Origin of the sequence: Rhodococcus sp. NPDC057529 (genome assembly GCF_042802055.1) — a bacterium.
Lineage (GTDB): Bacteria > Actinomycetota > Actinomycetes > Mycobacteriales > Mycobacteriaceae > Rhodococcus_F.
Genome location: NZ_JBHVEY010000035.1, coordinates 36,949 through 61,825, shown reverse-complemented (window position 1 = coordinate 61,825; position 24,877 = coordinate 36,949). Strand labels below are relative to the sequence as shown.

Here is a 24,877-nt window from a genome sequence, read left to right as displayed (position 1 = left end):
CTGTATCTGGCGGGGGCGTCGCGGCCGGGTCCGACGAACCGGGACAACCGGGCGGTGCACGCGTTGGCGCGGATCATGTTGCACGGGCGGATCCCCAACATTCAGACCAGCTGGGTCAAGTTGGGGGTGACCGGCACCCAGGTGATGCTCAACGGTGGGGCCAACGATCTCGGGGGCACGCTGATGGAGGAGACCATCTCCCGGATGGCGGGATCCGAGCACGGATCGGAGAAGACCGTCGCAGAACTGAGGGCCATCGCCGAGGGCATCGGCCGCCCCGCCCGCGAACGCACCACCACACACGCACGACGCGAGGGAAGGTCACCGGCCGCATGACCGAGACCGATCGGCTGGGCGACGACACCGTCGTCGGCATTCTGGATCGCGCCGCGCGGGGTATCAACCCCGTGCTCGATCTGGCCCTCACGGACCCGTTCGGCATCAAGGGCCGGACGTTCACCCCGACAGCGGAGGAACGGGGCGCCGCCGAGGCGCTGCTCGACGGCGTCGCCTGGGTGCTCGACACCGTGCGGTTCCCGGGGACGGCGTCGTGGGAGAAGTCGAGCGACGACGAGCGGGCACGGTGGTGGGTGACGCGGATCGGCGCGCTGAACACGATCGCGGTCGCGTCCCCGGGCATGTTCGGTGTGCTCCTCAACCGGCTCCCGATCCAGGACGTGCTCGGATTCGCGAATCAGGCCGTCGTGCTCGTCGCCGTCGCACGGGAACACGGCGTCACGGACCGGTCCGAGCAGGTGGACCTGCTGGCGTCCGTGCTGTGCCGGCGAGAAACGGACGCGCGTGCGGTGCTCGCCGGTTCGGCGGAATCTGCGGGTGCCGCGGACGGCGACTCGGTGTGGCGGCCGTTCGGACTGATCGGTGCGCTGTGGCGCACGGCCCGCACGGTGAGCGCGCTCAGTGACGAACTCGACAAGCGCCCGCAGCCGGGCGGGACCTCCGCGCTGCTGGGGAACATCCCGGTGGTCGGTGTGGTGGCCGGGTATCTCGGCGAACGGGGCGCGCTGGTGAGAGCCGTGAAACAGGCCGAGAAACGGATCGCGGCCCGGGCGCCGCTGCCCGCGGCGATCCGCCGGGTCAGGTAACCCTCACCGCAGAGGGGTCCGCCGGGCAGGCGATAATGATTGCTTCCGCGAGGTACCAGCGGCCCGTACCTCGTGCTTACTCGTGTCAGAAAGGCAGGGAGAGCGGCAGTGCCCTACACGATTGCTGAACCGTGCGTGGATGTTCTGGACAAGGCGTGCATCGAGGAATGCCCTGTCGACTGCATCTACGAGGGCGGGCGGATGCTCTACATCCATCCGGACGAATGCGTGGACTGCGGCGCCTGTGAACCCGTCTGCCCCGTCGAAGCCATCTTCTACGAAGACGACGTCCCGGACCAGTGGAACGGCTACATTGCCGCGAACGTCGACTTCTTCGACGACCTCGGTTCCCCCGGCGGAGCGGCGAAGCTGGGCAAGGTCGACTACGACCCGCCGTTCGTCAAGGCGCTGCCCCCCATGGGCGAGGACTAGAGGTGCCTCGTATCCCGGTAGCCGCAGCACTTCCCGACTTTCCGTGGGACTCGCTCGAGTCGGCGAAGGCGAAGGCCTTCGCCCACCCGGGTGGCATCGTCAACCTGTCGGTGGGAACCCCCGTCGATCCGGTGGCCCCGATCATCCAGGAGGCGCTGACCGCGGTCGCCGCGGTGCCGGGATACCCGACGACGCACGGCACGGACGAACTCCGCACCGCCGCGGTCGAGGCGCTGCGCCGCCGCTACGGAATCACCGGCATCGACCCGGCGGCGGTGCTGCCCGCGATCGGCACGAAGGAGCTCATCGCCTGGCTGCCACGCCTTCTGGGGCTCGGCGCCGACGACCTCGTGGTCATTCCGGAGCTCGCGTACCCCACCTACGAGGTGGGTGCACTCCTCGCGGGGGCGCGGGTGCTCCGCGCCGACGGGCTGAACCGGCTCGGCCCCGAGGGCGCGTCGCTGATCTTCGTGAACTCGCCCTCCAATCCGACCGGCAAGGTGCTCGGCCTCGACCATCTGCGGAAGGTGGTCGACTGGGCGCGCAGCCGGGGCGCCATCGTGGCGTCCGACGAGTGCTACCTGGGGTTGACCTGGGAAGGGGAAGCCCTCTCCATCCTCGACGAGCGGGTGAACGACGGCGACCTCACCGGTCTCCTCGCGGTGCACTCGCTGTCGAAGACGTCCAACCTCGCGAGCTACCGCGCGGGCTTCGTCACCGGTGACCCGGCATTGGTCGCCGAACTCCTCGAGGTCCGCAAACACGCGGGCATGATGGTGCCGTTGCCGATCCAGTCGGCGATGACCGCCGCGCTCAGCGACGACGACCACGAGAACGAGCAGCGTGAACGGTACCGCCGGCGCCGGGAGATCCTTCTCGCAGCGGTACGCGGCGCCGGATTCACCGTCGACGATTCCGAGGCCGGGCTGTACCTGTGGGCGACCCGCGGCGAAGCCTGCCGGGACACCGTCGAGTGGTTCGCCGAGCGGGGCATCCTCGTCGCGCCGGGGGAGTTCTACGGTCCCGGCGGCGGCACCCACGTGCGGATCGCGCTCACGGCCGACGACGAACGCATCGCGGCCGCAGCGGAACGACTGGCCTGACCCGACTCGCCCCGGACGGAACGGTCGCGGTGAAAGTATGGTGCCGTGACCCTCGACGACGTCGCCGACGAACTGTACGGCCTCGACCCCGGTGAGTTCGTCGAGGCGCGCACCGCGCAGGTGACGGCGGCGCGGGAAAGCAAGGACCGCGCACTGGCCACCGAGATCGGGAAGCTGCGGAAACCGACGGTCGTCGGCTGGCTCGTCAACCTGCTCGCCCGTGAACTGCCCGACGAGGTCGGTGCACTGCTCACTCTCGGCGACGCACTGCGGGATGCGCAACGGCACCTGTCCGGCCCGGACCTCCGGCGGCTGAACACGCAACGGCAGCAGGTCGTGCGGGCGTTGGCGCGCAAGGCCGGCGAACTCGCCGCCGAGCGGGGCCGGACCGTCGGCGAGGACGCGCTGCGCGATGTCGGGCAGACGCTGCACGCCGCGCTCGCCGACGCCGACACCGCCGAGCAGGTGCGGCGGGGCCGGGTGGTGACGGCGGCGAGCTACAGCGGATTCGGGCCCGCCGGACTCACCGTCGTCCAGGGAAAGACGGCGACGAAGCCGCCGAAGTCCGAGCCGGCCTCCAGGCCGCCGGCCGACAAGCCGAAGAAGTCGCAGGAGCGTGATCTCGACGCCGAACGCGCCGCGGCCGAGGCGGAACTGGCGGACGCCACCGCCGGGGCCGACGAGATCCGCGGCGCCCTGGACGACGCGAACACCGAACTCGGTCAGGCGCGATCCACATTGACCGAGATCGACCACCGGATCGAGAACCTGCGCGCCGAACTCGAACACGCCGAGCAGGAGCGGCAGTTCACCCGGAACGCGGAGAAGGCGTCGGCGGAGGCGGTGCACCGGGGAGAACGCGAACTGGAGGCGGCGGAACGACGGGTCGAGGAGGCCCGCCGCACACTCGACGACCTCGGCTGAGACGAGTGCCGGAAACCTTGACCTCGAGCGCAGTTCAGGTTCTAACGTGACCTCATGTCCTTCACCGAGCAGGAACTCGAGTACCTGGCATCACAGCGCATCGGCAGGCTCGCCACGGTGCAACCCGGCGGAACCTTGCAGGTCAGTCCCGTCGGCTTCCACTACAACCCCGACACGTCCACGATCGACATCCAGGGCTACAACATGGCGGCGAGCCGCAAGTTCCGCAACGTCGCCGACAACGGGAAGGTGGCGTTCGTCGTGGACGACGTGCCGTCCGTCGACCCGTGGCGGGTCCGCTGCGTCGAAATCCGCGGGCGCGCCGAGGCCGTCGACGCCGATGCCGCCGAGGCGGGCGGTCTCGGCGGCCCGACCATCCGCATCCACCCGGAACGCATCATCAGCTTCGGACTCGGCGCCACCGACCTGGACGCCCACCAGCTCGTCGCGAACGCGCGCGACGTGGAGAGCTAGGCGATGTCCGGGCGGTAGCCGGCCGAGAGCACGGCGACGGTGGACGGCGGTGTCAGGACGGTGGCAGTGCCGGTCGGCCGGTTCGACGGCGTCCCGTATCCCCCGGCCGACCACGGGACGACGGTGTCGTCGAGCACGACCGCAGGTCCGTCGTCGAACAGCACGAAGGCGCCGCGAGGCAACGACGACCACGCGGCCCGGTGCGTGCGCTGACGGGAGCCGTCCAGTCGTTCCCCGTGCAACCGGGCGTCCATCTCGTCGGCGCCCGGCAGCCCGCCGCCGTTCGCGGACCGCCACGCGGCGCGAAAGTCGTTGTACCGCCCGCGCCGGCAGAGGGCGCACGGCCGGTGTCCGGCGGCCAGCGCCACCGCCTCGTCGTGGAAGAACAGCACCGTGTAGTGGCCCTCGCTCCACTGCGGGACCGTGCGCGCCGGGTAGTCGGTGACGCAGATGATCCACCGCGTGCCGGAATGATTGCGCACCACGGAGTGCCCGCGATGCAGGCAGCCCCGATTGCCCATGAACCGGCCGCGCAGGGGAATCGCGACGATGTCGGATCGGGGTGACACGCGGTTCCGTTCGGCCATGCGCCGATGCTAGCCAGCCCGTCGGCGCGTCAAAACCGGATGGCTGCCCCCGTACAGAGCTAACCTGGGCTCGAGGGTTCCGTTCGGACGGGTGTCCCGTCCGGCCGCGGTTCCCGGTCACAGTTCCTCACACGATCTGAGGGCAGGAGGCAGGCAGCATGGACGCCATCACCCAGGTTCCGGTGCCCACCAACGAGCCGGTCCACACGTACGCGCCGGGCAGTCCCGAACGTTCCCGAGTGCAATCCGCGCTCACCGACATCGCCACCAATCCCGTCGACATCCCGCACGTGATCGGTGGCAAACACCGTCACGGCAACGGCGACCGCGTCGACGTCGTGCAGCCACACCGGCACGCCGCCGTGCTCGGCACGCTGCGCAGCGCCACCCACGACGACGCGTCGGCGGCGATCGAGGCGGCGACGGCCGCGGCGCCGCACTGGCGGGCGCTGTCGTTCGACGACCGGGCCGCCGTGATCCTGCGTGCCGCCGACCTGTTGTCCGGGCCGTGGCGCGAGACGCTCGCCGCGGCGACGATGCTGGGGCAGTCGAAGTCGGTCCAACAGGCGGAGATCGACGCGCCGTGCGAGCTGATCGACTTCTGGCGCTTCAACGTTCACTTCGCCCGCCAGATCCTCGCCGACCAGCCCATCTCGTCGCCCGGGGTGTGGAACCGGCTCGAATACCGTCCGCTCGAGGGTTTCGTCTACGCCATCACGCCGTTCAACTTCAGTGCGATCGCCGGCAATCTGCCGACCGCGCCCGCGCTGATGGGCAACACGGTGATCTGGAAGCCGTCGTCGACGCAGACGGTCGCCGCGTACTGGACGATCAAACTGCTCGAAGCGGCGGGCATGCCCCCGGGCGTGATCAATCTGCTCACCGGCAGCGGGCAGGCGGTGTCGGAGGTGCTGCTCAGCGACCCCCGGCTCGCCGGAATCCACTTCACGGGTTCGACCCGCACGTTCCAGCACCTCTGGAGCGAGGTGGGCGCGAACATCGGGAAGTACGCGGGCTACCCCCGGCTGGTGGGGGAGACCGGCGGCAAGGACTTCGTGGTCGCGCACGCCTCGGCCGACGAGGACGTGCTGCGGACGGCACTGATCCGCGGCGCATTCGAATACCAGGGCCAGAAGTGTTCCGCCGCCTCCCGGGCCTACGTCCCGAAGTCGCTGTGGCGGAGGATGCGGGACACGTTCACCGCGGAAGTCGACGCCCTCACCTACGGGGACGTGACCGATCTGGAGAACTTCGGCGGGGCCCTCATCGACCGGCGGGCCTACGACAAGAACGTCGCGGCCATCGAACGCGCCCGCGGCGCGGCAGGCCTCGAGATCGCCGTCGGCGGCAAGTACGACGACAGCGTCGGCTACTTCGTCCGCCCCACCGTGCTCCTCGCGGACGACCCCGCCGACGAGGCGATGACCACCGAGTACTTCGGCCCGATCCTGACGGTGCACGTGTACGACGACTCGACCCCGAACGCGTTCGCCGACGTACTCGCCACGGTCGACTCGGCGGCGCCGTACGCGCTGACCGGTGCGGTGATCGCCGACGACCGGCAGGCCGTCGAGCAGGCCACGTCGGCTCTCCGGTTCACCGCCGGAAACTTCTACGTCAACGACAAGCCGACCGGCGCCGTCGTCGGGCAGCAACCGTTCGGCGGGGCCCGCGCGTCCGGCACCAACGACAAGGCCGGGTCCAAACTCAACCTGCTGCGCTGGGTGTCGGCCCGCACCATCAAGGAGACGTTCGTCCCCGCCACCGATTACCGATATCCACACATGGGGTCGGAATGAAAGCGCCGACGGTTCTGGCGAATCCGCTCCGCCCGGCGATCCTCGCGGCGGCCCGGTCGTCGCGCGTCAAACGCGCCGTCACCGGTGCCCCGGTCACCCGGAAACTGGTCGACCGCTTCGTGGCGGGCGAGAGCCGGGAGTCGGCGCTGGCGTCCGTTCGGGAGATCCTCGATTCGGGCCGGTCGGTGTCGATCGACTTCCTCGGTGAGGACACCCGTGACGCGGCGGGCGCGCAGGCCACGGTCGACGAGTACCTGGCGCTCGTCGCCGATCTCGGTGCCCTGCCGGAGGGGACGGACAGGACGTCGGGGGTCCGCAGGCTCGAGGTGTCGATGAAGCTGTCGGCGCTCGGGCAGGCGCTCGCCGGCGACGGCACGCGGATCGCCACCGACAACGCCCGCACGATCTGCGCCGCCGCCGAGGCGGTCGGGGTGTGGGTGACCGTGGACGCAGAGGACCACACGACCACCGATTCGACGCTCGCGATCGTCCGCGAACTCCGCACCGACTTCCCGTGGCTCGGTGCCGTCGTGCAGTCGTATCTGCGCCGCACCGAGGACGACTGCCGTGCCCTCGCAGGCCCCGGTTCGCGGGTCCGGCTCTGCAAGGGGGCGTACCGGGAACCCGAATCCGTGGCATTCAAGGACCGCGCCGCCGTGGACGCCTCGTATCTGCGTTGCCTGACCATCCTCATGGACGGCGCCGGGTACCCGATGGTGGCCTCGCACGACCCGGCCGTCATCGACGCGGTCGCACCGCTGGTCGGGCGCACCGGCCGCGCCGCGGACGCCTACGAGCACCAGATGCTGTTCGGGATCCGGGACGTCGAGCAACTCCGGCTCGCGAACCAGGACAAGCAAGTTCGGGTGTACGTACCGTACGGAAGCCAGTGGTACGCATACTTCATGCGGCGACTGGCCGAGCGTCCCTCGAACCTGCGGTTCTTCCTGCGCTCGGTGGTCACCAAGGACTGACCGCCGCGGCCCGCTGACCCGTTCCCGTGCGGGCGCGTCGTTGTAGAGTTTCGCGGTGACGACTTCTGGCGGGGGATGGATCAGCGCGGTCCTCTTCGCCGTCGTTCTCGTCCTCGCCTCCCTGATCGGATCGGTGCGCATCGGTGAGGGGCGCATCGGCGAGGGGGGATTCACCCGTCCGCCGCGCACCGCGGTGGTGCTGTGGCTGCTGATCGCCGTGCCGTCACTGCTACAAATCGCCGTGCCGGCCGTCCTCGACGCCCTCGAGCGCGACCCCACCCAGATCCGGGACCACCAGTGGTGGCGGATCGTCACGTCGGTCGCGGTGCAGGACGGGGGAGTGGCCGGAACCGTGGTGAACCTGCTCGTCCTCGCCTGGGTGGCGCCGCTCGCGGTGCGGGTGTGGGGCGGAGTCCGGGCGGTACTGCTGTTCGTGGCGAGCCAGATCATCTTCGGCCTGTTCACCGCGTTCCTGTTCCCGTCGCCCGGCGCCGGCAACTCGGGTGCCACGCTCGCGCTGGCCGCGTCGTTCGCGGGACTGGTGGTGATGCAGTCCAAGGAGCGTCGGGTCCTCGCCGCGAGCGGGGGCATCGTGCTCGCCGGTGTCCTGCTGGTGGTGGTCGACGACGCCCACGGACTGGCCGTCCTGACCGGGGCCCTGCTCGGTGCGGCACTCGCCACCGTCAGTCCGCCGCCGGGAGACCCACCGGACCGTGCCCGGGCCCTGTGAGAAGCTGTCGATGTGCTGCTGCGATCTCTGAATCCTCTGGCCGTCGCCCAGGGCGACGACATTCCCGACGCCATCCGGATCGGCGACACCACCCTGTCCCGCGGCGACGTGCTCGGTGCGGCGACGTCGGTGGCCGAACGGGTGGCACGCGCGGATCGGGTCGCGATTCTCGCCACCCCCACCGTGACCACCGTCCTCGCCGTCGTCGGCTGCCTCATCGCGGGTGTGACCGCCGTGCCGGTGCCGCCCGACTCCGGACCCGCCGAACTCGAACACATCCTGCGCGATTCCGGTGCGCAGGCGTGGCTCGGTGAGGCGCCGGCGGACGCGGCGGGCCTGCCCGTCGTGCCGGTGCGCGTCCACGCCCGGTCGTGGCACAGTTACCCCGAACCGCCCGAGTCGAGCATCGCGTTCGTGCTCTACACGTCCGGCACCACGGGACCGCCCAAGGGGGTCTTGATCAGCAGGAAGGCCATCGCCGCCGGCCTCGACGCCCTCGCGGACGCCTGGCAGTGGACCCGCAACGACACGCTGGTGCAAGGACTTCCGCTGTTCCACATCCACGGGCTCATCCTCGGTGTGCTGGGTCCGTTGCGTATCGGCAGCAGACTCGTCCACACGGTCAAACCCACCCCGGCGGCCTACGCCGCGGCACGGGGAACGATGTACTTCGGTGTCCCCACGGTGTGGAGTCGCATCGCCGGCGACCCCGAATCCGCGCGGGCGCTGTCGGGTGCGCGACTGCTGGTGTCGGGGAGCGCCCCGCTGCCCGTCCCGGTGTTCGAGAAGGTGCAGGAGCTGACCGGGCTCGCGCTCGTCGAGCGGTACGGCATGAGCGAGACGATGCTCACGCTCAGCACCCGGGCCGACGGCGAACGTCGCCCGGGGTGGGTCGGTGTGCCGGTCCGCGGCGTCGAGACCCGGCTGCGCGACGAGCGCGGCGGCGACGTCCCCCACGACGGCGAATCCATCGGCGGTCTGCAGGTGCGGGGGCCGATGCTGTTCGACGGCTACCTCGGCAGGCCCGACGCGACCGCCGAATCGTTCACGGACGACGGCTTCTTCAAGACCGGCGACGTCGCAGTCATCGACCAGGGCGGGTTCCACCGCATCGTCGGCCGCGAGTCCACGGACCTCATCAAATCGGGCGGATTCCGCGTCGGGGCCGGCGAGGTGGAGACGTCGCTCCTCGGTCACCCGAGCGTGCGGGAAGCCGCGGTCGTCGGCCTCCCCGACGCGGACCTCGGTCAGCGGCTCGTGGCGTTCGTGGTGGGGGACGACGTGTCGGAGACCGCACTGATCGAGCACGTGGCCACCGAACTGTCGGTGCACAAGCGGCCCCGCGAGATTCGCGTCGTCGAGTCGCTTCCCCGCAACGCGATGGGCAAGGTGCAGAAGAAGCAGCTGTTCTGAAATCGGTAAGGTGGCGGGCGATACCGGCCCAACACGGATTGGCAGGCGCACAGTGAGTGTCGAGAGCATCGTCCAGAGCACCCGGATCGTCCTCGCCTCCCGGCCGGACGGCGCGCCCACCGCCGACAACTTCCGGCTCGAGGCGGTGAATCTCCCCGACCCCACCGACGGCCAGGTGCTGATCCGCGTCATCTACCTGTCACTCGACCCGTACATGCGCGGGCGGATGAGCGACGCCGAGTCGTACGCCGACCCGGTGGAGATCGACGAGGTCATGGTCGGTGGCACCGTCGGGCAGGTCGTGGACTCGCGGCACCCGGATTTCGCGGCCGGTGACTACGTTCTCGGGTACGCGGGCTGGCAGTCGCACGCAGTGGTCGACGGCAACCACCTCCGCGCACTCGACCGCGACGCCGCGGCGTTGTCGACCGCTGTCGGAGTACTCGGCATGCCCGGTTTCACCGCGTACTCCGGCCTGCTGAAGATCGGGCAACCGACGGCGGGGGAGACGGTGGTCGTCGCGGCGGCCAGCGGTCCGGTCGGCTCTGCCGTGGGGCAGATCGCGAAACTGAGGGGCGCCCGGGCCGTCGGCATCGCGGGCGGGCCGGAGAAGTGCGCCTATCTGCTGGACGAACTCGGATTCGACGCCGCCGTCGACCACCGGTCCCCGACCTTCGCCGAGGACCTGCGCGCCGCGTGCCCGGACGGCATCGACGTCTACTTCGAGAACGTCGGCGGTGCGGTGGCCGCGGCGGTGCTGCCGCTGCTCAACCTGTACGCGCGCGTTCCCGTGTGCGGCCTGATCGCGCAGTACAACGACACCGAGGCCCCCGAGGGGCCGGATCGGCTGCCCGGGTTCTTTTCCCGGGTGCTCGTCAAGAGCCTCACGATCCGCGGGTTCATCCAGAGCGAGTTCGTCTCCGAGATGTACGCGGACTTCCAGCGCGACGTGTCCGGGTGGATCCGGGAGGGCCGATTCGCCTATCGCGAGGACGTTGTCGACGGGCTCGAAAATGCGCCCGCGGCGTTCATCGGGCTCCTCCGGGGCAGCAACTTCGGCAAGCTGGTCGTCCGGGTCGCCGAGGAGAACTGACCGACCATCGGCTGTGGTGCCGGTATTCGCCCTGGACAGGGCGCTGTCGTGATACAACGGTGACAGAAGCGGACCCTCGTTATGTTTGCGTGATGTCGATGATGCGGGAGTTCGGTGTCATCCACGTATGGGAGCGGTCAGACCTATGACGAATCACAGTCCGGGGACGGGTCCGCAGATCCTCGTCGACGGCAGGCCCGCCTCCGCCCCGCTGCGCGACACGCTGACGGTCGCGCAGAAACTGGTCCGGCACTTCGCCGACAACGTCACCCCGTGTGGTTCGCTGCCCGGCGAACAACTGCAGAGCGACGTCATGGATTTCACGATCGTCTGTCTCGGCCTCGGCATCCAGATGCTCGACGAGGGCATCAGCCCGACCGACGAGGACCTCGCGGAGGTGCGCAACAGTTCCGCGCGCTGGGCCCGCGAGGGATTCCCGCTGAAACTCGTGCTCCGCATCCTCCACGAAGGCATCCGTGAGGCCGGCGATCTCGTCGCCTCGAACGCCCGCGACGAAGACCTGCCCGAACTCCTGGTCATCCAGAAGGTGATGTTCACCCTCCTCGAATGCGTGACGGTCGCCGCCACGACCAGCTATGTGGAGGAACTCGAAGCGGTCAACAGCGAACGCGACGGCGCCGCAGTCAATCTCGTCACGGCGCTGCTCAGCGGCCGAAAGGCGGCGACGGCGGCCCGGCACGCAGGTGTGGAGCTGGCCGACGAGTACGTGGTGCTGGGGCTGTCGATTCCGTCGCACCCCACCGAGGCCGTGACCCACCGGCGCAAGGCCGTCGTCGCCCGGCAGAAGCTGCGCCGATTGCAGATCGAACTGGCGGACGCCGCGGGTGGGGCGGCCCTCTGTTCGCTGAGCCCGGACGGCGGAACGCTGCTGCTGCCGGGCTCGCCGGAGCGGGCGTGGATGGTCTCCCTGCTCGACCGGATCGGAGCGGCCGCCGGGGTTCCCCTCACCGCCACGGCGACGCGGGTCCGGACTGCCGGAATCCCCGCGGCGGCGGACCAGGTCCACGAACTCCTCGGCCTCGCCCATCAACTGGGCCTGGAGCCGGGCCTCTACGAGATGGACGATCTGGCGCTCGAGTATCAGCTCACCCGGCCCGGGCCGGGCAGGACCCACCTCGCCGGGCTCCTCGAACCGCTGCAGGGCTCACCCGAACTGATCGAGACGCTCGAGGTGCACATCGGCCACGATCTGAACCGGCAGCGCACCGCGAAGCAGATGCACCTGCACACCAACACGGTGGACTACCGGCTCAAGCGGGTGGCTCAGCTGACGGGCTGCGATCCGACCCGCCCCTCCGGGCTCCGGCGGATCCAGGCCGCGCTCGTGGCCCGCCGGCTCGAGGCCGAGCAACCTGATCGCTGACCGTCCGCTCGCGCGACTGGACGGATCATCCTCGTCACCAGCACAAAGTCGTACCACGCCCCGTTCGCTACGATGTGGGCCGGATCATATTCGGTCCGGTGCGACGGTGGTCGTCTCGTGACCGAACTGTTAGAGGGGGCAGGCGATGGCCGGAGGGCGTCATTCGAGCGCGGGGCCGGAGCGGGAGGGGCGCTCACCCGCGTTCTACGCGGTGTGCGCTGCCGCCGTGATCGGGATCGTGGCCTCCGTCGTGGTCGTCGTTCAGTCGGTGCGCTCGTGGGCGGACGAGTGCGGCCAGGTCGCCGACTACACCCTCGCCGCCGACCCGAGCATCGCTCCCGCCCTCGCCGGCATCCTCGGCGAAGCGAGGAGCACCGACCTGGGCTGCGCGAACATCGCCGTCAGCGGCGCGACGTCCGGCGACATCGCGGGACGGCTCGGCAAGGGAACAGGAGCCCCGGATCTGTGGATCCCCGACAGCGGCGCCTGGGTGGGCAAGGCGGCACTCACCGCGGCCGGACCGGTCGAGGTCATGACGGGGTCGGTCGCGTCCTCGCCCGTCGTGCTGGCCTCCCGCGAGGAGGACGCCCCCACGTCGCCGACGTGGCTGGCGGCCCTGCAGATCAAGGACATCCAGCTGGGCAACCCCCTCGTGACCGGGGTCGCGCAGGCGCCGATCAACGCGGCACTCGCCGAGGGCCGGGCCGACCCCGTGTCCGCCGGGACGGTGCGGGCGGCGCTGGTACCGCTCGCGCAGGAGGAAAGCGCGCGCACCGCGGACGAACCCGTCGGGGAGGAGATGCTCCAGGGTGTCGTCGACAACGGTGGCGTCGCCGTCGCCACCGAACAGTCCGTGCTCGAATTCACCGACGGTGACGGCGCCCGCACGCTCGCAGCGACGGTGCCCCCGACGGGCAGCAACTTCATGAACTTCCCGCTCGTCGTCACGTCGCCGGCCCCGGACCGGCACTACAAGGCCACCCAGGTGGCACGTGCCGTCGCCGCGGTGCTCGGCGGCGAGGTGGCGCGCGCGGTGCTCGCCGAGCACGGATTCCGCGGCCCGGACGGAAGTCCACCGGCCGACGGCCGCGGCGTCGGCCGAGTCACCACGCTCGCGCTCGACGACGAGTCGCCGTTGCAGGACGCCCTGGGCGGGTGGGCGTTGATGGCACTGCCGATCCGCACACTCGTCGCGATCGACGTGTCGGGGTCGATGGAAACCCCGGCCGGCAACCGATCGCGCATGGATCTCACGGTCGACGCCGCCCTCGCAGGCAACGCGATGTTCCCGGACAGCGTGTCCGCCGGGTTGTGGGCGTTCTCGCAGGGGCTCGGCGGGGGACCGCAGGACTACCAGGAACTGGTCCCGATCCGCCGCTACGACACCGTGGTGGACGGACTCACGCAGCGTGCGCTGATGGCCCAGCAGGCGGGAAAGGTCGAGGGGCTGATCGGCGGCGGCACCGGCCTGTACGACACGACGCTCGCCGCGTTCCGGACGGTGCAGGACACGTACGACCCGCGCGCGGTGAACAGTGTGATCATCCTGACCGACGGCGCCAACGAGGACCCGGACTCGATCACGAAGGAACAGCTCCTGAGCATCCTCGAGCGTGAGATGGATCCGGCCCGGCCCGTCATCATCGTGACCATCGGCATCACCGACGATGCCGACGCGGCCACGCTCGCCGAGATCTCGCGGGTGACCGGAGGGTCGAGCTACGTTGCGAAGGATCCCGCCGACATCGCCAACGTGTTCGTCAACGCGTTGGCCGCCCGCGGCCGCAGCTAGCACCCACCGTGACGCCTGGAACCGGTGAGTGTCCGGGACCCGGGTCACACCGCCCGGGAACGCCTCCGCAACCGGGTGTTGAGCACGCCGAGTGCGGCGATGACGAGGAACAGCACGCACGTGGAGATCAGCTGGGTGCGGGCGTCGGTGTCGAAGAGCATGAGCACGACGAAACCGGCGAGCATCGCGAGCGTGAGATAGCTGAGCCAGGGGAACAACCACATCCGCACCGTCAGCTTGCCCTCGCGTTCGAGCCGTGGGCGCAACTTCAGGTGTGAGACGACGATGAAGATCCAGATGACGAGCAGCGCCGAACCGACGGCGTTCAGGAGCAGTCCCAGCAGGTCGTCCGGCAGCCACCAGTTGAGCAGCACGCTGACGAAACCGAAGAACACCGACAGCAGCACCGCATTGAGCGGCACCCCGGAATTCGAGATCCGGGCCATGAACGCGGGACCGTCGCCGCGCCGCGACAGCGAATACGCCATCCGCGACGTGCCGTAGATGTTGGCGTTGAAAGCCGACAGCAACGCCACCACGACGACGAGTTCCATGAACCCGGCGACATACGGAATGTGCGCCTGGTTGAGAACGGCCACGAACGGCCCGCTCTTGAGATCCGACGAGTCCCAGGGAAGAACGAGGACCATGATCGAGATCGAACCGAGGTAGAAGACGCTGATGCGCCAGACGACGCTGCGCACCGCCACGGCGATCGAACGCTCCGGGTCCTCGGATTCGGCGGCGGCAATGGTCACGATCTCGATGCCGCCGAACGCGAACGCCACCACCAGCAGTCCCGCAGCGACACCGGCGAAGCCCTCCGGCATGAACCCGCCATGCCCGAAGAGGTTGGTGGTGCCCACCGGTTCGGTGTCCGGGAGCAGGCCGAACACCAGCAGCACACCGATCACCAGGAACCCGATGATGACGGTGACCTTGATGGCCGCGAACCAGAACTCGAACTCGCCGAAATTACTGACCTTCGCGAGGTTGACGGCCGCGAAGAAGATCACGAACACGAGCGCCACGACCCACTGCGGCACCTCGGGCAGCCAGCCGCTCACGATGCCGGCGGCGCCCGTGATCTCGGCGCCGAGCACCATGATCAGCATGAACCAGTAAAGCCACCCCATCACGAATCCGGCCCAGTCGCCGATGCCGATCCGCGCATAGTGCGAGAAGGATCCGCTGGCGGGGATCGCCGCTCCCATCTCGCCGAGCATCCGCATCACGAAGACGACGATGATGCCGGCGAGCAGGTAGGAGACGAGGACGGCCGGACCGGCGGTCGCGATGCCGACACCGGTACCGAGGAACAGTCCGGCACCGATCGCGGAACCGAGGCCCATCATCGTCAGGTGACGGACCTTCAGGCCCCGGCCGAGAGTGCCGGTCGAATCGGTCATGGTGCCGGGTGTTCGCGAACCGCTCACAGTGTCAGTCGTTGGCGTGCAGCGCGGCGTTCAATTCCACGCCGGTGCCCTTCCACGGCACGACCTCGACCGCCCCGGACACCGAGTTGCGACGGAAGAGCAGGTTGGACTGGCCGTTGAGGTCCTTCGCCTTCACGACGGTGCCGTCCGGGCCGGTGACCTTGGTGCCCGCGGTCACGTACAGGCCGGCCTCGAGGACACAGTCGTCGCCGAGCGAAATTCCGAGACCGGCATTGGCGCCGAGCAGGCAGCGCTTGCCGACGGAGATGGTCTCCTTGCCGCCACCGGACAGGGTGCCCATGATCGAGGCGCCGCCGCCCACGTCGGATCCGTCGTCGACGACGACACCCGCGGAGATACGGCCTTCGACCATCGAACTGCCGAGCGTGCCCGCGTTGAAGTTGACGAAGCCCTCGTGCATCACGGTGGTGCCGCTGGCCAGGTGCGCGCCGAGACGGACACGGTCGGCGTCGGCAATACGGACGCCCGACGGAACGACGTAGTCGACCATGCGCGGGAACTTGTCGACACCGAACACGGTGACGACGCCGCGGATACGCAGGCGGGACCGCACCTTCTCGAAGCCCTCGACCGCGCACGGTCCGAAGTTGGTCCACACCACGTTGGACAGCAACCCGAACAGTCCGTCGAGGTTGACGCCGTGCGGGGCCACCAGGCGATGCGAGAGGAGGTGAAGGCGCAGGTAGGCGTCGTGGGCGTCGGCCGGCGGCGCGGACAGGTCGGCGATGGTGGTGCGCACCACGACCTGGTCGACCTCACGTGCCTCGTCGGGTCCGGCGAGAAGTGCCAGATCGGAGGGGATGTCGCCACCCTCGATCCGCACGGTGCCCGCGCTGTCGAAGGTTCCCAGCTCAGGCGCCGGGAACCAGGTGTCGAGGATCGTGCCGCCGACGGTCACGTTGGCGATGCCTACTGCTGATGCTCCCTGTGTGCTCACGGCAGTAGAGGTTACTGCCTCATTACTCGGGCATCCTCGAGCGGTCGTTATCCGGGCGTGATCGATTCGAAACCAAGCGGTTTCCGGGCTCATGGGGGACCATGCACGGGGGCACGTGCGAGACACCGGGAAAGGGCGTGGCAATGCGTATTTCGGAGTGGAGCCGAGTCACGGGACGCGGCCTGCGGGCCGTGGCCGCGGGCGCGCTGCTCGCCGGGGTGGTGTCGGTGGCGGCGCCGCAGACCGCGTCCGCCGCGCCGGTGTGCCCGGGTGCAGGCCAGCCACCGGTTCTCGTGGGGCGGGTGCCGGGTGCCGCGCTGGAGGGCGTCGCCGTGGACGGCGGCGGCCGGCTCTACACGACCGACCTCCTCAGCGGGCGCGTGTTCCGCCTCGACGCGCCGGGAGCGCCCGCGGTCCCCGTCGCGACGGTCCCCGGTGGCAGCGGCGCGGGCGCCCTCGCCTGGGCGTCGGACGGATCACTGCTGGTGGGGTACGGCGCGGACGCCCGCGTCCTCCTCGGCGACATCCTGCGTCCGGGCGCGATCGCGAAGCTGAACACCGCCACCGGCAGGCTGACCCCGTTCGTGTCGGGCCTGAGCGCGGCGAACGGACTCGACGTCGACGCCGCCGGGACCGCGTACGCCACCAACGACTTCGGAACGCAGGTCGGGCGGGTGTTCCCCGACGGCCGCGTCGAACCGAACTGGGCGACGCTGCCCAGCGCGAACGGTGCGGTGCTCGGTGTGGACGACCGGTACCTCTACGTGTCGCGGACATTCGTGAATCCGGGCGTGAGCCGGATCCCGATCGCGAACCCGGGCGCCCCCGAAAGCATCCTCGACCTGTCCGGCCTCGACACGTTCGCGGCACCGGACGGCCTGACCCTCGATTCGCGGGGCCGCCCGGTGGTCCCGGCCAACGTGCGCGGCGAGATCTGGCGCGTCGACGCGCCGGGGCAGTACTGCGTGCTGGCGTCGGGACTGCCGACGTCGAGCATGGTCGTGTACGGGCAGGGGTCCGGCGGCTTCTCCGCGGGACGGTTGTTCCGCATCGGTTTCGACGGTGCGATCTACGAGATCCCGGGTGGCGTCGACGGGTAGCAACGCCGCAGCGGGAAGACGGGTCGGCTTAGGGTGGACGGGTGAGCACACTCGACCTCCACGCCGATCCCATCGACCTCACCGCCGCGCTGGTGGACATCCCGAGCGTCTCGCACGACGAGTCGGCGATCGCCGCCGCCGTCGAGTCGGCGCTGCGGGAGCAGACCACCGGTTTCGAGATCATCCGCAACGGCAACGCGGTGCTCGCCCGCACCGATCGGGGACTCCCGAGCCGGGTGATGCTCGCCGGGCATCTCGACACCGTGCCGATCGCGGACAACGTGCCGTCCCGGCGTGAGGGCGACCTGCTGCACGGGTGCGGAACGGTCGACATGAAGTCGGGCGACGCGGTGTTCCTGCATCTCGCCGCCACCGTGGAGAACCTCGCGCACGACCTGACGCTGGTGTTCTACGACTGCGAGGAGATCGCGGCCGTCCACAACGGGCTCGGACGGATCGAACGTGAGATCCCCGAGTGGTTGCGCGCGGACGTCGCCATCCTGGGCGAGCCGACGGGTGGGCTCATCGAGGCGGGCTGCCAGGGCACGCTGCGGGTGACGCTGACCACCCGCGGCACCCGCGCGCACTCCGCGAGATCGTGGCTCGGCGACAACGCGATCCACCGGTTCGCCCCGGTCCTCCAGCGGCTGTCCGACTACACCGCGCGGTCGGTGGACATCGACGGCTGCGTGTACCGGGAGGGCCTGTCCGCCGTGCGGATCGCCGGCGGTGTCGCGGGCAACGTGGTCCCGGACGCCGCGGAGATGGACGTGAACTTCCGCTTCGCGCCCGACCGCAGCGCCGAGCAGGCCATCGACCACGTTCGGGAGGTCTTCGACGGCCTCGAGCTGGGTTTCGAGGTCACGGACCTGTCGCCGGGTGCCCTGCCGGGGTTGAGCGATCCGGCGGCTGCGGCCCTGATCGCGGCAGCAGGTGGCGAGTTCCGCGCCAAGTACGGGTGGACCGACGTGTCCCGGTTCTCCGCGCTCGGCATCCCCGCCGTCAACTACGGTCCCGGCGATCCGAACCTCGCCCACAAGCGGGACGAGCACGTCCCCGTCCAGCAGATCACCGACGTGACGACCGTGCTCCGCGCCTATCTGAGCACTCCGTGACTGCCCGCTGCCCCGAGCGGGCCACCCGCTAGCCTGGGGCGCATGGCACCCGAGAAGAACACTCACGGACGGAAGTCCTCGTCCGTGAAGCACCGGGGTCCGGTGCAGTTGAGGCGCGCCCGTAAGGACGATACGACCACACTCGACGAGCGGTTGCTCGACGAGAGGGGCTCGACCGACTGGGTGCACACCGACCCCTGGCGGGTCCTGCGGATCCAGAGCGAGTTCATCGAGGGTTTCGGTGCCCTGGCCGAGGTGCCGCGGGCGGTCACCGTCTTCGGTTCCGCTCGCACACCGGACGGCCACCCGGAATACGAGGCGGGGCGGGCGCTGGGTGCGAGCCTGGCCGAGGCCGGCTACGCCGTCATGACCGGCGGCGGCCCGGGTGTCATGGAGGCGGCCAACCGCGGCGCCAGCGAATCGGGTGGATACTCCATCGGCCTCGGTATCGAGCTGCCGTTCGAGGAGGGCCTCAACGAATGGGTCGACCTGGGTATCAACTTCCGCTACTTCTTCGCGCGCAAGACGATGTTCGTGAAGTACTCGCAGGCGTTCATCTGCCTGCCCGGCGGGTTCGGGACGCTCGACGAACTGTTCGAGGCGCTGACTCTGGTGCAGACGCGCAAGGTCACGAGGTTCCCGATCGTCCTCTTCGGCTCCGAGTACTGGTCCGGGCTCGTGGAGTGGTTACGGGGAACTCTCCAGCACGGCGGCAAGATCTCGGAAGGTGACGTCAACCTCCTGCACGTCACGGACAGTGTCGAGGAAGCGGTGCAGATCGTCGTACGATCGCAGCAGGGTGTCGACGAGGCTGCCCTGCTCGGAACGGAGGACCAGTGGTGAGGTCGGAAACCGTTCCGTCGCAGCCGTTCTCGGTATGCGTGTACTGCGCCTCGGGTCCCGTGGGCGACCACTTCCTGGAACTCGCTGCCCAGGTGGGCACCGAAATCGGAAAGCGCGGTTGGCAACTCGTGTCCGGCGGTGGCAACGTCTCGATGATGGGGGCGGTGGCCGAGGCTGCCCGCGCCGCCGGGGCGATCACCGTCGGGGTCATCCCGAAAGCCCTGGTGCACAGGGAAGTCGCCGACGTCGACGCGGACGAGCTCGTCGTCACCGACACCATGCGCCAGCGCAAGCAGGTCATGGAGGACCGGGCCGACGCCTTCGTCACGCTGCCCGGCGGTATCGGCACGCTCGAGGAGCTGTTCGAAACCTGGACTGCGGGTTATCTCGGCATGCACGAGAAGCCGGTCGTCCTGCTCGATCCGCACGGCCACTACACGGGCCTGCTGGACTGGATCGACGGTCTGCGCGGCGGCGGCTTCGTGGCGCAGCGCGCCCTCGACAGGCTGCTCGTCCGGACCGACGTCGGGGAGGCGCTGGACGCCTGCCTCTCCTGAGGGGGCGCCCGATCGCCGTCGTGGCGCACGTTGTTACCGTGCAGTAAGGTGACCTGGTTCATACTGCTGGCTCGAGGGGATGTCATGCGTTCTGAAGCACGTTCGACAATCGGTGTGGTCGATCTGGCCAGGCGGTTGCCTGCCCTGATCCCGGAGCTGCCGACCATGGCGAAGGGAGTCCTCGGCCTCATCCGGACCCCCGACGCGAAGGAGTCGATCGGCCTGGTCTTCCAGCGCGCCGCCGCCGCGCACCCGCGCCGCACGTTCCTGCGGTTCGAGGGCGACTCCCTGAGTTACCGGAACGCCAACATCCGCGTGAACCGCTACGCCCACGTGCTCACCGACCTCGGCGTGTCGCGCGGGGACGTCGTCGGGATCCTCGGCAAGAACGCCCCCGAGACACTGCTAATCGCACTCGCCGCCGTCAAGCTCGGCGCCACCGCCGGGATGCTGAACCACAATCAGCGCGGAGACGTGCTCGCGCACAGCATCTCGCTGCTCGACAGTCGCGTCCTCGTGGTGTCCGAGGCGTGCGGCGAGGCCGTGGACTCGCTCGGCGAACCGCCCGCCGTTGCCTCCGTGGTGTATTTCGACGACCTCGACCGGCTCGCCGAGAAGGCCGGCGACGGCAACCCCGAGGTGTGCGAACAGATCCAGGCCCGGGAGAAGGCCTTCTACATCTTCACTTCCGGCACCACCGGACTGCCGAAGGCCAGCCTGATGAGTCACTTCCGCTGGCTCAAGAGCATGTCCGGACTCGGCAACATGGGAGTCCGGCTGCGCGGCAGCGACGTCCTCTACTGCTGCCTGCCGCTCTACCACAACAACGCGCTGACAGTGTCGCTGTCGTCGGTGCTGGGGTCGGGGGCGACGCTCGCGCTGGGCAAGCAGTTCTCGGCGTCCAAGTTCTGGGACGACGTCGCGCTGAACCGGGCCACCGCGTTCACCTACATCGGTGAACTGTGCCGGTATCTGCTGAACCAGCCCGAGAAGCCGGGCGACCGCGACAACGCCATCCGGCTGATGGTCGGCAACGGGCTCCGTCCGGAGATCTGGTCCGAGTTCACCACCCGGTTCGGCATTTCCCGGGTCGCCGAGTTCTATGGCGCCAGCGAATGCAACATCGCGTTCGTCAACGCCCTCAACGTCGACCGGACCGCAGGCGTCTGCCCGCTCCCGCACGCCGTGGTCGAGTACGACGAGGACAGCGGATCCCCCCGACGGCACTCCGACGGCACACTGCGCAAGGTCCGCACCGGCGAGGTCGGTCTGCTGCTGTCGAAGGTGACGGACCGGGCGCCGTTCGACGGCTACACCGACGAGGACGCCACGAACAAGAAACTCGTCCGCGACGCCTTCGACGACGGCGACTGCTGGTTCGACACCGGAGACTTGGTGCGCCGCCAGGGCTGGTCGCACGTCGCGTTCGTCGACCGGCTCGGCGACACGTTCCGCTGGAAGGGCGAGAACGTCGCGACCACCGAGGTCGAGGGCGCGCTTCTCGCGCATCCCGCGGTCGAGCACGCCGTCGTGTACGGCGTCGAGATCCCCGGCACCGACGGTCGCGCCGGAATGGCCGCGGTGACGCTGCACGAGAACCAGGACTTCGACGGCTCCGACGTGGCGGAGTTGCTGTTCCAGCGGCTGCCGTCGTACGCGGTGCCGCTGTTCGTCCGCGTCGTCGACTCGCTGGAGCAGACGTCGACGTTCAAGAGTCGCAAGGTGGAACTCCGCAAGGAGGGCTACGACGTCGAGGACACCGACACGCTGCACGTGCTGTCCGGCCGCAGCGACGGCTACCAGCGTGCATACGACGGGTACGTCGAGGAAGTGGCGAAGGGTGCGCTGCCGCGCCCGTGAGTACTTGTTAACCGCCCGCCGTTAACAAGTACTCACGGGTGGTTTCGATTTCGCTGCGTGCCAATATTGGTGGCATGGCCGAGACAGACGCACCGCCCGCGCCCGACCGTCCGTCACCCACGCTGTGCGGGCGGCCCGTGGCGGTCGACCGTGCGCTGGTGATGGCCATCGTCAACCGGACACCCGATTCGTTCTACGACCGCGGGGCCACGTTCACCGACTCCGCGGCGATGTCGGCGGTCGAACGTGCCGTGGACGAGGGCGCCGACCTCGTCGACATCGGCGGCGTGAAGGCCGGTCCCGGCGACGTGGTCGACTCGGCGGAGGAGACCCGGCGGGTGGTGCCGTTCGTCGCCGCGATCCGCGGACGCTATCCGGAATTGCTCATCAGCGTCGACACCTGGCGCAGCGACGTGGCGCGGCTGGCGGTCGCCGAGGGTGCCGACCTGATCAACGACACGTGGGCCGGCGCCGATCCGGCGCTGGTCGAGGTGGCCGCGGAGACGGGTGCCGGCATCGTCTGTTCGCACACCGGGGGAGCGGTGCCACGGACGCGGCCGTTCCGCGTCCGCTACTCCGACGTCGTCGCGGACGTCCTCGGGGAAGTGGTGTCGGCCGCCGAGAATGCGGCCCGGCTGGGCGTGCCCGCCGACTCGATCCTCATCGATCCCACCCACGATTTCGGGAAAAACACCTATCACGGGCTCGAGTTGTTGCGGCGAGTGGAAGATCTTGTAAATACGGGGTGGCCCGTGCTCATGGCGCTGAGCAACAAGGACTTCGTCGGGGAGACTCTAGGGGTAGATCTCGTCGAGCGGTTGGAGGGAACATTGGCAGCGACAGCGATGGCCGCCGCAGGAGGCGCCCGAGTCTTCCGTGTCCACGAAGTTGCCCCCACGCGTCGAGTGGTGGACATGGTGGCCGCGATTCAGGGCCGACGCGCCCCGGCCCGCACCGTGCGGGGGCTGGCATGAGTACCGTGGGGGCTCGGGCGGCCCGCACGATGGTGGCGGAGGAGCGAACCCCTCGCAGCTGGGCCGAGGCGAACAGCTGGGATCAGCCGTCGTGGAGCATCGCCGAACTCGAACGGGCCAAGGCGGGGCGCACCGTGTCGGTGGTCCTGCCCGCGCTCAACGAGGAGGAGACCGTCGCCGCGGTGGTGGACACGATCCATCCGCTGCTGGGCGGTCTGGTGGACGAGTTGATCGTGCTCGATTCCGGATCGACGGACCTGACGGCGGAACGCGCACGCGCCGCAGGCGCCACCGTGATCAGCCGGGAGGAGGCGGTGCCCGCCTTCCCGCCCGTCGCCGGCAAGGGGGAGGTGTTGTGGCGCTCCGTCGCCGCGAGCACCGGCGATCTCATCGCCTTCGTCGACTCGGATCTCATCAACCCGGATCCGGCATTCGTCCCGAAACTGCTCGGACCGTTGCTGACGGCCGACGGCATCCATCTCGTGAAGGGCTACTACCGGCGTCCGCTCCGGCTCAGCGGGACGGAAGACGCCAACGGCGGCGGCCGGGTGACCGAACTCGTGGCCCGCCCGATGCTGGCGTCGCTCCGGCCGGAGCTGACGTGCGTGCTGCAGCCGCTGGGCGGAGAGTACGCGGGCACCCGGGAGTTGCTGTCGGCGGTTCCGTTCGCCCCCGGCTACGGCGTCGAGATCGGGCTGCTGCTCGACACGTACGACCGTCTCGGTCTCGGTGCGATCGGCCAGGTCAATCTGGGGGTGCGCAAGCACCGGAACCGTCCGCTGTCCGAACTCGGGGTGATGAGCAGGCAGATCATCGGCACCATGATGCGGCGCTGCGGGGTGCCCGATTCGGGGGCGGGCCTGACCCAGTTCCTGGTGGACGGCGACTCCTTCGTGCCGACGACGACGGACGTCGCGTTGGCCGATCGTCCGCCGATGAACACGGTGCGCCCCTGACCGGGCGCCCCTGACGCGGGAGGCTGTCGGACGTCCGTGACAGGATCGGGGCATGGTGACAGCCCTGCTCTATCTGCTCGTCATGGCGTTCGTCGGCGCGATGCTGTTCCTCGCCGCCAGTGCGGTGTTCGGCCGTTCGGAGGAACTCGCGCCGCTGCCGCCCGGCACCACACTCACGGCCCTGCCCACCGAGGGCGTGACGGGCGCCGACGTGGAGGCGCTGCGATTCCAGCAGACCCTGCGGGGGTACAAGGCGAGCGAGGTCGACTGGGCGCTGGCCCGGCTGGGTCGCGAAATCGATTCGCTGCGTGAGCAGTTGGCGGCGGTCGACGCCGCGTCCGAAGATCCGGGTGACGCCCGGTGAGCGCCGAGGACAGGGTGCGGTGCGCGTGGGCGGTCGACTCGGACGGGTCCAGCCTGTACCGCGACTACCACGACCTCGAGTGGGGCCGCCCGCTGCACGGCCGCGACGAATTGTACGAACGGCTGTGCCTCGAAGCGTTCCAGTCCGGGCTGTCGTGGATCACGATTCTCCGCAAGCGTGACGCCTTCCGGGCGGCGTTCGCCGGCTTCGATCCGGAGGCGGTCGCGCGGTACACGGAACATGACGTGGAGCGCCTGCTCGGGGACGCGTCGATCGTCCGGAACCGCGCCAAGATCGAGGCGTCGGTGAGCAACGCGCGGGCCCTGCTGGAGTTGTCGGACACCGACCTGGACACGCTGCTGTGGTCGTTCGCCCCGCCGCCGCGCCCGAGCCGCCTCGCCACCCTCGGCGACGTCCCGGCCGTCACACCCGAGTCCACCGCGATGGCGAAGGAATTGAAGCGGCGAGGGTTCAAGTTTGTGGGCCCTACCACCGCTTATGCACTCATGCAGGCCACCGGGATGGTGGACGACCACGTCGTCGGCTGCTGGGTCCCGATCACTGCCTGAAGTACCGGGAACCTGCGTATTCGTGACTCAGGTTCCCGGTACTCGTGTCCATAGGGAAGAATGGATGTCACAAGCCTCGCCGAGTGTTGGCGGGGTGCCAAAATTTGTCGAGGCGCAAGCAGGCAGCGCAGATCTGGAGGGAGCAGAGGATGGCGGCCATGAAGCCCCGGACCGGGGACGGTCCCCTCGAAGCAACCAAAGAGGGACGAGGAATCGTCATGCGGGTTCCGCTCGAGGGTGGTGGACGTCTGGTTGTCGAGCTCACCCCGGAGGAAGCTGCCGCACTCGGTGAAGAGCTCAAGGGCGTCACCAGTTAGTCGAGTGCGGAGAGAACCTC

General features: G+C 69.4%; 25 protein-coding genes and 1 pseudogene. 23 read left to right on the top strand and 3 right to left on the bottom strand.

What is annotated here, in order from left to right; all coding sequences use genetic code 11:
* The 6 genes and pseudogenes from fbiC to ACFU5V_RS39840 all read left to right on the top strand — a co-directional run.
* Positions 1-336: pseudogene (fbiC, locus tag ACFU5V_RS39865) on the top strand (7,8-didemethyl-8-hydroxy-5-deazariboflavin synthase); the annotation flags it as partial.
* Positions 333-1,103 (top strand): hypothetical protein, encoded by a 771-nt coding sequence (locus ACFU5V_RS39860; protein WP_378706511.1) that lies wholly within the window; start codon positions 333-335, stop codon positions 1,101-1,103. The pseudogene fbiC and the gene ACFU5V_RS39860, both read left to right, overlap by 4 nt.
* A gap of 108 nt (positions 1,104-1,211) precedes the next feature.
* Positions 1,212-1,535: a ferredoxin gene (gene fdxA, locus ACFU5V_RS39855; protein ID WP_005263360.1), complete on the top strand. Its 324-nt coding sequence runs from the start codon at positions 1,212-1,214 to the stop codon at positions 1,533-1,535.
* Positions 1,536-1,537: 2 nt separating this feature from the next.
* Complete coding sequence (gene dapC, locus ACFU5V_RS39850) at positions 1,538-2,638, top strand: succinyldiaminopimelate transaminase (RefSeq protein ID WP_378706509.1); 1,101 nt, start codon at positions 1,538-1,540, stop codon at positions 2,636-2,638.
* 45 nt (positions 2,639-2,683) lie between these two features.
* A complete protein-coding gene (locus ACFU5V_RS39845) occupies positions 2,684-3,562 on the top strand; it encodes a hypothetical protein (RefSeq protein WP_378706507.1) in 879 nt (292 codons plus the stop codon).
* Between the two features lie 54 nt (positions 3,563-3,616).
* The gene (locus tag ACFU5V_RS39840) at positions 3,617-4,036 is read left to right on the top strand and encodes a PPOX class F420-dependent oxidoreductase (RefSeq protein ID WP_378706505.1); all 420 of its coding nucleotides are present in this window, start codon (positions 3,617-3,619) and stop codon (positions 4,034-4,036) included.
* Here the strand turns inward: ACFU5V_RS39840 and ACFU5V_RS39835 are convergent.
* The gene (locus ACFU5V_RS39835; protein ID WP_378706503.1) at positions 4,033-4,623 is read right to left on the bottom strand and encodes a hypothetical protein; all 591 of its coding nucleotides are present in this window, start codon (positions 4,621-4,623) and stop codon (positions 4,033-4,035) included. The genes ACFU5V_RS39840 and ACFU5V_RS39835 overlap by 4 nt on opposite strands.
* A gap of 158 nt (positions 4,624-4,781) precedes the next feature.
* Between ACFU5V_RS39835 and pruA the strand changes: the two genes are divergently transcribed.
* From pruA to ACFU5V_RS39800, 7 genes are all read left to right on the top strand, one after another.
* Positions 4,782-6,422: an L-glutamate gamma-semialdehyde dehydrogenase gene (pruA, locus tag ACFU5V_RS39830; protein ID WP_378429970.1), complete on the top strand. Its 1,641-nt coding sequence runs from the start codon at positions 4,782-4,784 to the stop codon at positions 6,420-6,422.
* On the top strand, positions 6,419-7,396 hold the full coding sequence (locus tag ACFU5V_RS39825) for a proline dehydrogenase family protein (protein WP_378706501.1): 978 nt from the start codon (positions 6,419-6,421) through the stop codon (positions 7,394-7,396). Before pruA ends, ACFU5V_RS39825 begins: the two co-directional genes overlap by 4 nt.
* A gap of 55 nt (positions 7,397-7,451) precedes the next feature.
* Positions 7,452-8,126, top strand: a complete 675-nt coding sequence (locus ACFU5V_RS39820; RefSeq protein ID WP_378429972.1) for a rhomboid family intramembrane serine protease — start codon at positions 7,452-7,454, stop codon at positions 8,124-8,126.
* A 12-nt stretch (positions 8,127-8,138) separates the two neighbouring features.
* Positions 8,139-9,539 (top strand): acyl-CoA synthetase, encoded by a 1,401-nt coding sequence (locus tag ACFU5V_RS39815; RefSeq protein ID WP_378706499.1) that lies wholly within the window; start codon positions 8,139-8,141, stop codon positions 9,537-9,539.
* 52 nt (positions 9,540-9,591) lie between these two features.
* Positions 9,592-10,632, top strand: coding sequence for an NADP-dependent oxidoreductase (locus ACFU5V_RS39810; RefSeq protein ID WP_378706497.1), 1,041 nt, complete (start codon positions 9,592-9,594; stop codon positions 10,630-10,632).
* 145 nt (positions 10,633-10,777) lie between these two features.
* Positions 10,778-12,016 (top strand): PucR family transcriptional regulator, encoded by a 1,239-nt coding sequence (locus ACFU5V_RS39805; RefSeq protein ID WP_378706495.1) that lies wholly within the window; start codon positions 10,778-10,780, stop codon positions 12,014-12,016.
* Positions 12,017-12,161: 145 nt separating this feature from the next.
* Positions 12,162-13,808 (top strand): substrate-binding and VWA domain-containing protein, encoded by a 1,647-nt coding sequence (locus tag ACFU5V_RS39800; RefSeq protein WP_378706493.1) that lies wholly within the window; start codon positions 12,162-12,164, stop codon positions 13,806-13,808.
* 44 nt (positions 13,809-13,852) lie between these two features.
* Here ACFU5V_RS39800 and ACFU5V_RS39795 read toward each other — a convergent pair whose 3' ends face one another.
* Complete coding sequence (locus ACFU5V_RS39795; RefSeq protein WP_378706491.1) at positions 13,853-15,217, bottom strand: amino acid permease; 1,365 nt, start codon at positions 15,215-15,217, stop codon at positions 13,853-13,855.
* Between the two features lie 31 nt (positions 15,218-15,248).
* Positions 15,249-16,202, bottom strand: a complete 954-nt coding sequence (gene dapD / locus ACFU5V_RS39790) for a 2,3,4,5-tetrahydropyridine-2,6-dicarboxylate N-succinyltransferase (RefSeq protein WP_378429978.1) — start codon at positions 16,200-16,202, stop codon at positions 15,249-15,251.
* 143 nt (positions 16,203-16,345) lie between these two features.
* Here dapD and ACFU5V_RS39785 point away from each other — a divergent pair, with 143 nt between their 5' ends.
* The 10 genes from ACFU5V_RS39785 (at position 16,346) to ACFU5V_RS39740 (ending at position 24,857) form a co-directional block, all read left to right on the top strand.
* Positions 16,346-17,302: an SMP-30/gluconolactonase/LRE family protein gene (locus ACFU5V_RS39785; RefSeq protein ID WP_378706489.1), complete on the top strand. Its 957-nt coding sequence runs from the start codon at positions 16,346-16,348 to the stop codon at positions 17,300-17,302.
* Between the two features lie 41 nt (positions 17,303-17,343).
* On the top strand, positions 17,344-18,417 hold the full coding sequence (gene dapE, locus ACFU5V_RS39780; protein WP_378706487.1) for a succinyl-diaminopimelate desuccinylase: 1,074 nt from the start codon (positions 17,344-17,346) through the stop codon (positions 18,415-18,417).
* A 42-nt stretch (positions 18,418-18,459) separates the two neighbouring features.
* Positions 18,460-19,260 carry a TIGR00730 family Rossman fold protein gene (locus ACFU5V_RS39775; protein ID WP_124392210.1) on the top strand — a complete coding sequence of 267 codons (801 nt, stop codon included), beginning with the start codon at positions 18,460-18,462 and terminating at the stop codon, positions 19,258-19,260.
* Positions 19,254-19,817: a TIGR00730 family Rossman fold protein gene (locus tag ACFU5V_RS39770; protein WP_378429981.1), complete on the top strand. Its 564-nt coding sequence runs from the start codon at positions 19,254-19,256 to the stop codon at positions 19,815-19,817. Before ACFU5V_RS39775 ends, ACFU5V_RS39770 begins: the two co-directional genes overlap by 7 nt.
* 84 nt (positions 19,818-19,901) lie before the next feature.
* On the top strand, positions 19,902-21,677 hold the full coding sequence (locus ACFU5V_RS39765) for a long-chain-acyl-CoA synthetase (protein WP_378706485.1): 1,776 nt from the start codon (positions 19,902-19,904) through the stop codon (positions 21,675-21,677).
* A gap of 74 nt (positions 21,678-21,751) precedes the next feature.
* Complete coding sequence (folP, locus tag ACFU5V_RS39760) at positions 21,752-22,651, top strand: dihydropteroate synthase (protein ID WP_378429983.1); 900 nt, start codon at positions 21,752-21,754, stop codon at positions 22,649-22,651.
* Positions 22,648-23,607, top strand: coding sequence for a glucosyl-3-phosphoglycerate synthase (locus tag ACFU5V_RS39755; protein WP_378706483.1), 960 nt, complete (start codon positions 22,648-22,650; stop codon positions 23,605-23,607). The genes folP and ACFU5V_RS39755 overlap by 4 nt, the downstream gene beginning before the upstream one ends.
* Before the next feature lie 52 nt (positions 23,608-23,659).
* Positions 23,660-23,971, top strand: coding sequence for a DivIVA domain-containing protein (locus ACFU5V_RS39750; protein WP_378706481.1), 312 nt, complete (start codon positions 23,660-23,662; stop codon positions 23,969-23,971).
* Positions 23,968-24,540, top strand: coding sequence for a DNA-3-methyladenine glycosylase I (locus ACFU5V_RS39745; RefSeq protein WP_378429985.1), 573 nt, complete (start codon positions 23,968-23,970; stop codon positions 24,538-24,540). Before ACFU5V_RS39750 ends, ACFU5V_RS39745 begins: the two co-directional genes overlap by 4 nt.
* Before the next feature lie 149 nt (positions 24,541-24,689).
* Positions 24,690-24,857 (top strand): DUF3117 domain-containing protein, encoded by a 168-nt coding sequence (locus tag ACFU5V_RS39740; RefSeq protein ID WP_003936084.1) that lies wholly within the window; start codon positions 24,690-24,692, stop codon positions 24,855-24,857.
* Positions 24,858-24,877: the final 20 nt, after the last annotated feature.

What these genes read in the sequence shown, in the direction of transcription:
- ACFU5V_RS39800 (WP_378706493.1), top strand. Translation starts at nt 12,162, where the DNA reads ATGGCCGGAGGGCGTCATTCGAGCGCGGGGCCGGAGCGGGAGGGGCGC.
- pruA (WP_378429970.1), top strand. Translation starts at nt 4,782, where the DNA reads ATGGACGCCATCACCCAGGTTCCGGTGCCCACCAACGAGCCGGTCCAC.
- ACFU5V_RS39840 (WP_378706505.1), top strand. Translation starts at nt 3,617, where the DNA reads ATGTCCTTCACCGAGCAGGAACTCGAGTACCTGGCATCACAGCGCATC.
- ACFU5V_RS39750 (WP_378706481.1), top strand. Translation starts at nt 23,660, where the DNA reads ATGGTGACAGCCCTGCTCTATCTGCTCGTCATGGCGTTCGTCGGCGCG.
- ACFU5V_RS39765 (WP_378706485.1), top strand. Translation starts at nt 19,902, where the DNA reads ATGCGTTCTGAAGCACGTTCGACAATCGGTGTGGTCGATCTGGCCAGG.
- ACFU5V_RS39860 (WP_378706511.1), top strand. Translation starts at nt 333, where the DNA reads ATGACCGAGACCGATCGGCTGGGCGACGACACCGTCGTCGGCATTCTG.
- ACFU5V_RS39775 (WP_124392210.1), top strand. Translation starts at nt 18,460, where the DNA reads ATGGCACCCGAGAAGAACACTCACGGACGGAAGTCCTCGTCCGTGAAG.
- ACFU5V_RS39825 (WP_378706501.1), top strand. Translation starts at nt 6,419, where the DNA reads ATGAAAGCGCCGACGGTTCTGGCGAATCCGCTCCGCCCGGCGATCCTC.
- ACFU5V_RS39785 (WP_378706489.1), top strand. Translation starts at nt 16,346, where the DNA reads ATGCGTATTTCGGAGTGGAGCCGAGTCACGGGACGCGGCCTGCGGGCC.
- ACFU5V_RS39805 (WP_378706495.1), top strand. Translation starts at nt 10,778, where the DNA reads ATGACGAATCACAGTCCGGGGACGGGTCCGCAGATCCTCGTCGACGGC.
- folP (WP_378429983.1), top strand. Translation starts at nt 21,752, where the DNA reads ATGGCCGAGACAGACGCACCGCCCGCGCCCGACCGTCCGTCACCCACG.
- ACFU5V_RS39795 (WP_378706491.1), bottom strand. Translation starts at nt 15,217, where the DNA reads ATGACCGATTCGACCGGCACTCTCGGCCGGGGCCTGAAGGTCCGTCAC.
- ACFU5V_RS39755 (WP_378706483.1), top strand. Translation starts at nt 22,648, where the DNA reads ATGAGTACCGTGGGGGCTCGGGCGGCCCGCACGATGGTGGCGGAGGAG.
- ACFU5V_RS39835 (WP_378706503.1), bottom strand. Translation starts at nt 4,623, where the DNA reads ATGGCCGAACGGAACCGCGTGTCACCCCGATCCGACATCGTCGCGATT.
- ACFU5V_RS39740 (WP_003936084.1), top strand. Translation starts at nt 24,690, where the DNA reads ATGGCGGCCATGAAGCCCCGGACCGGGGACGGTCCCCTCGAAGCAACC.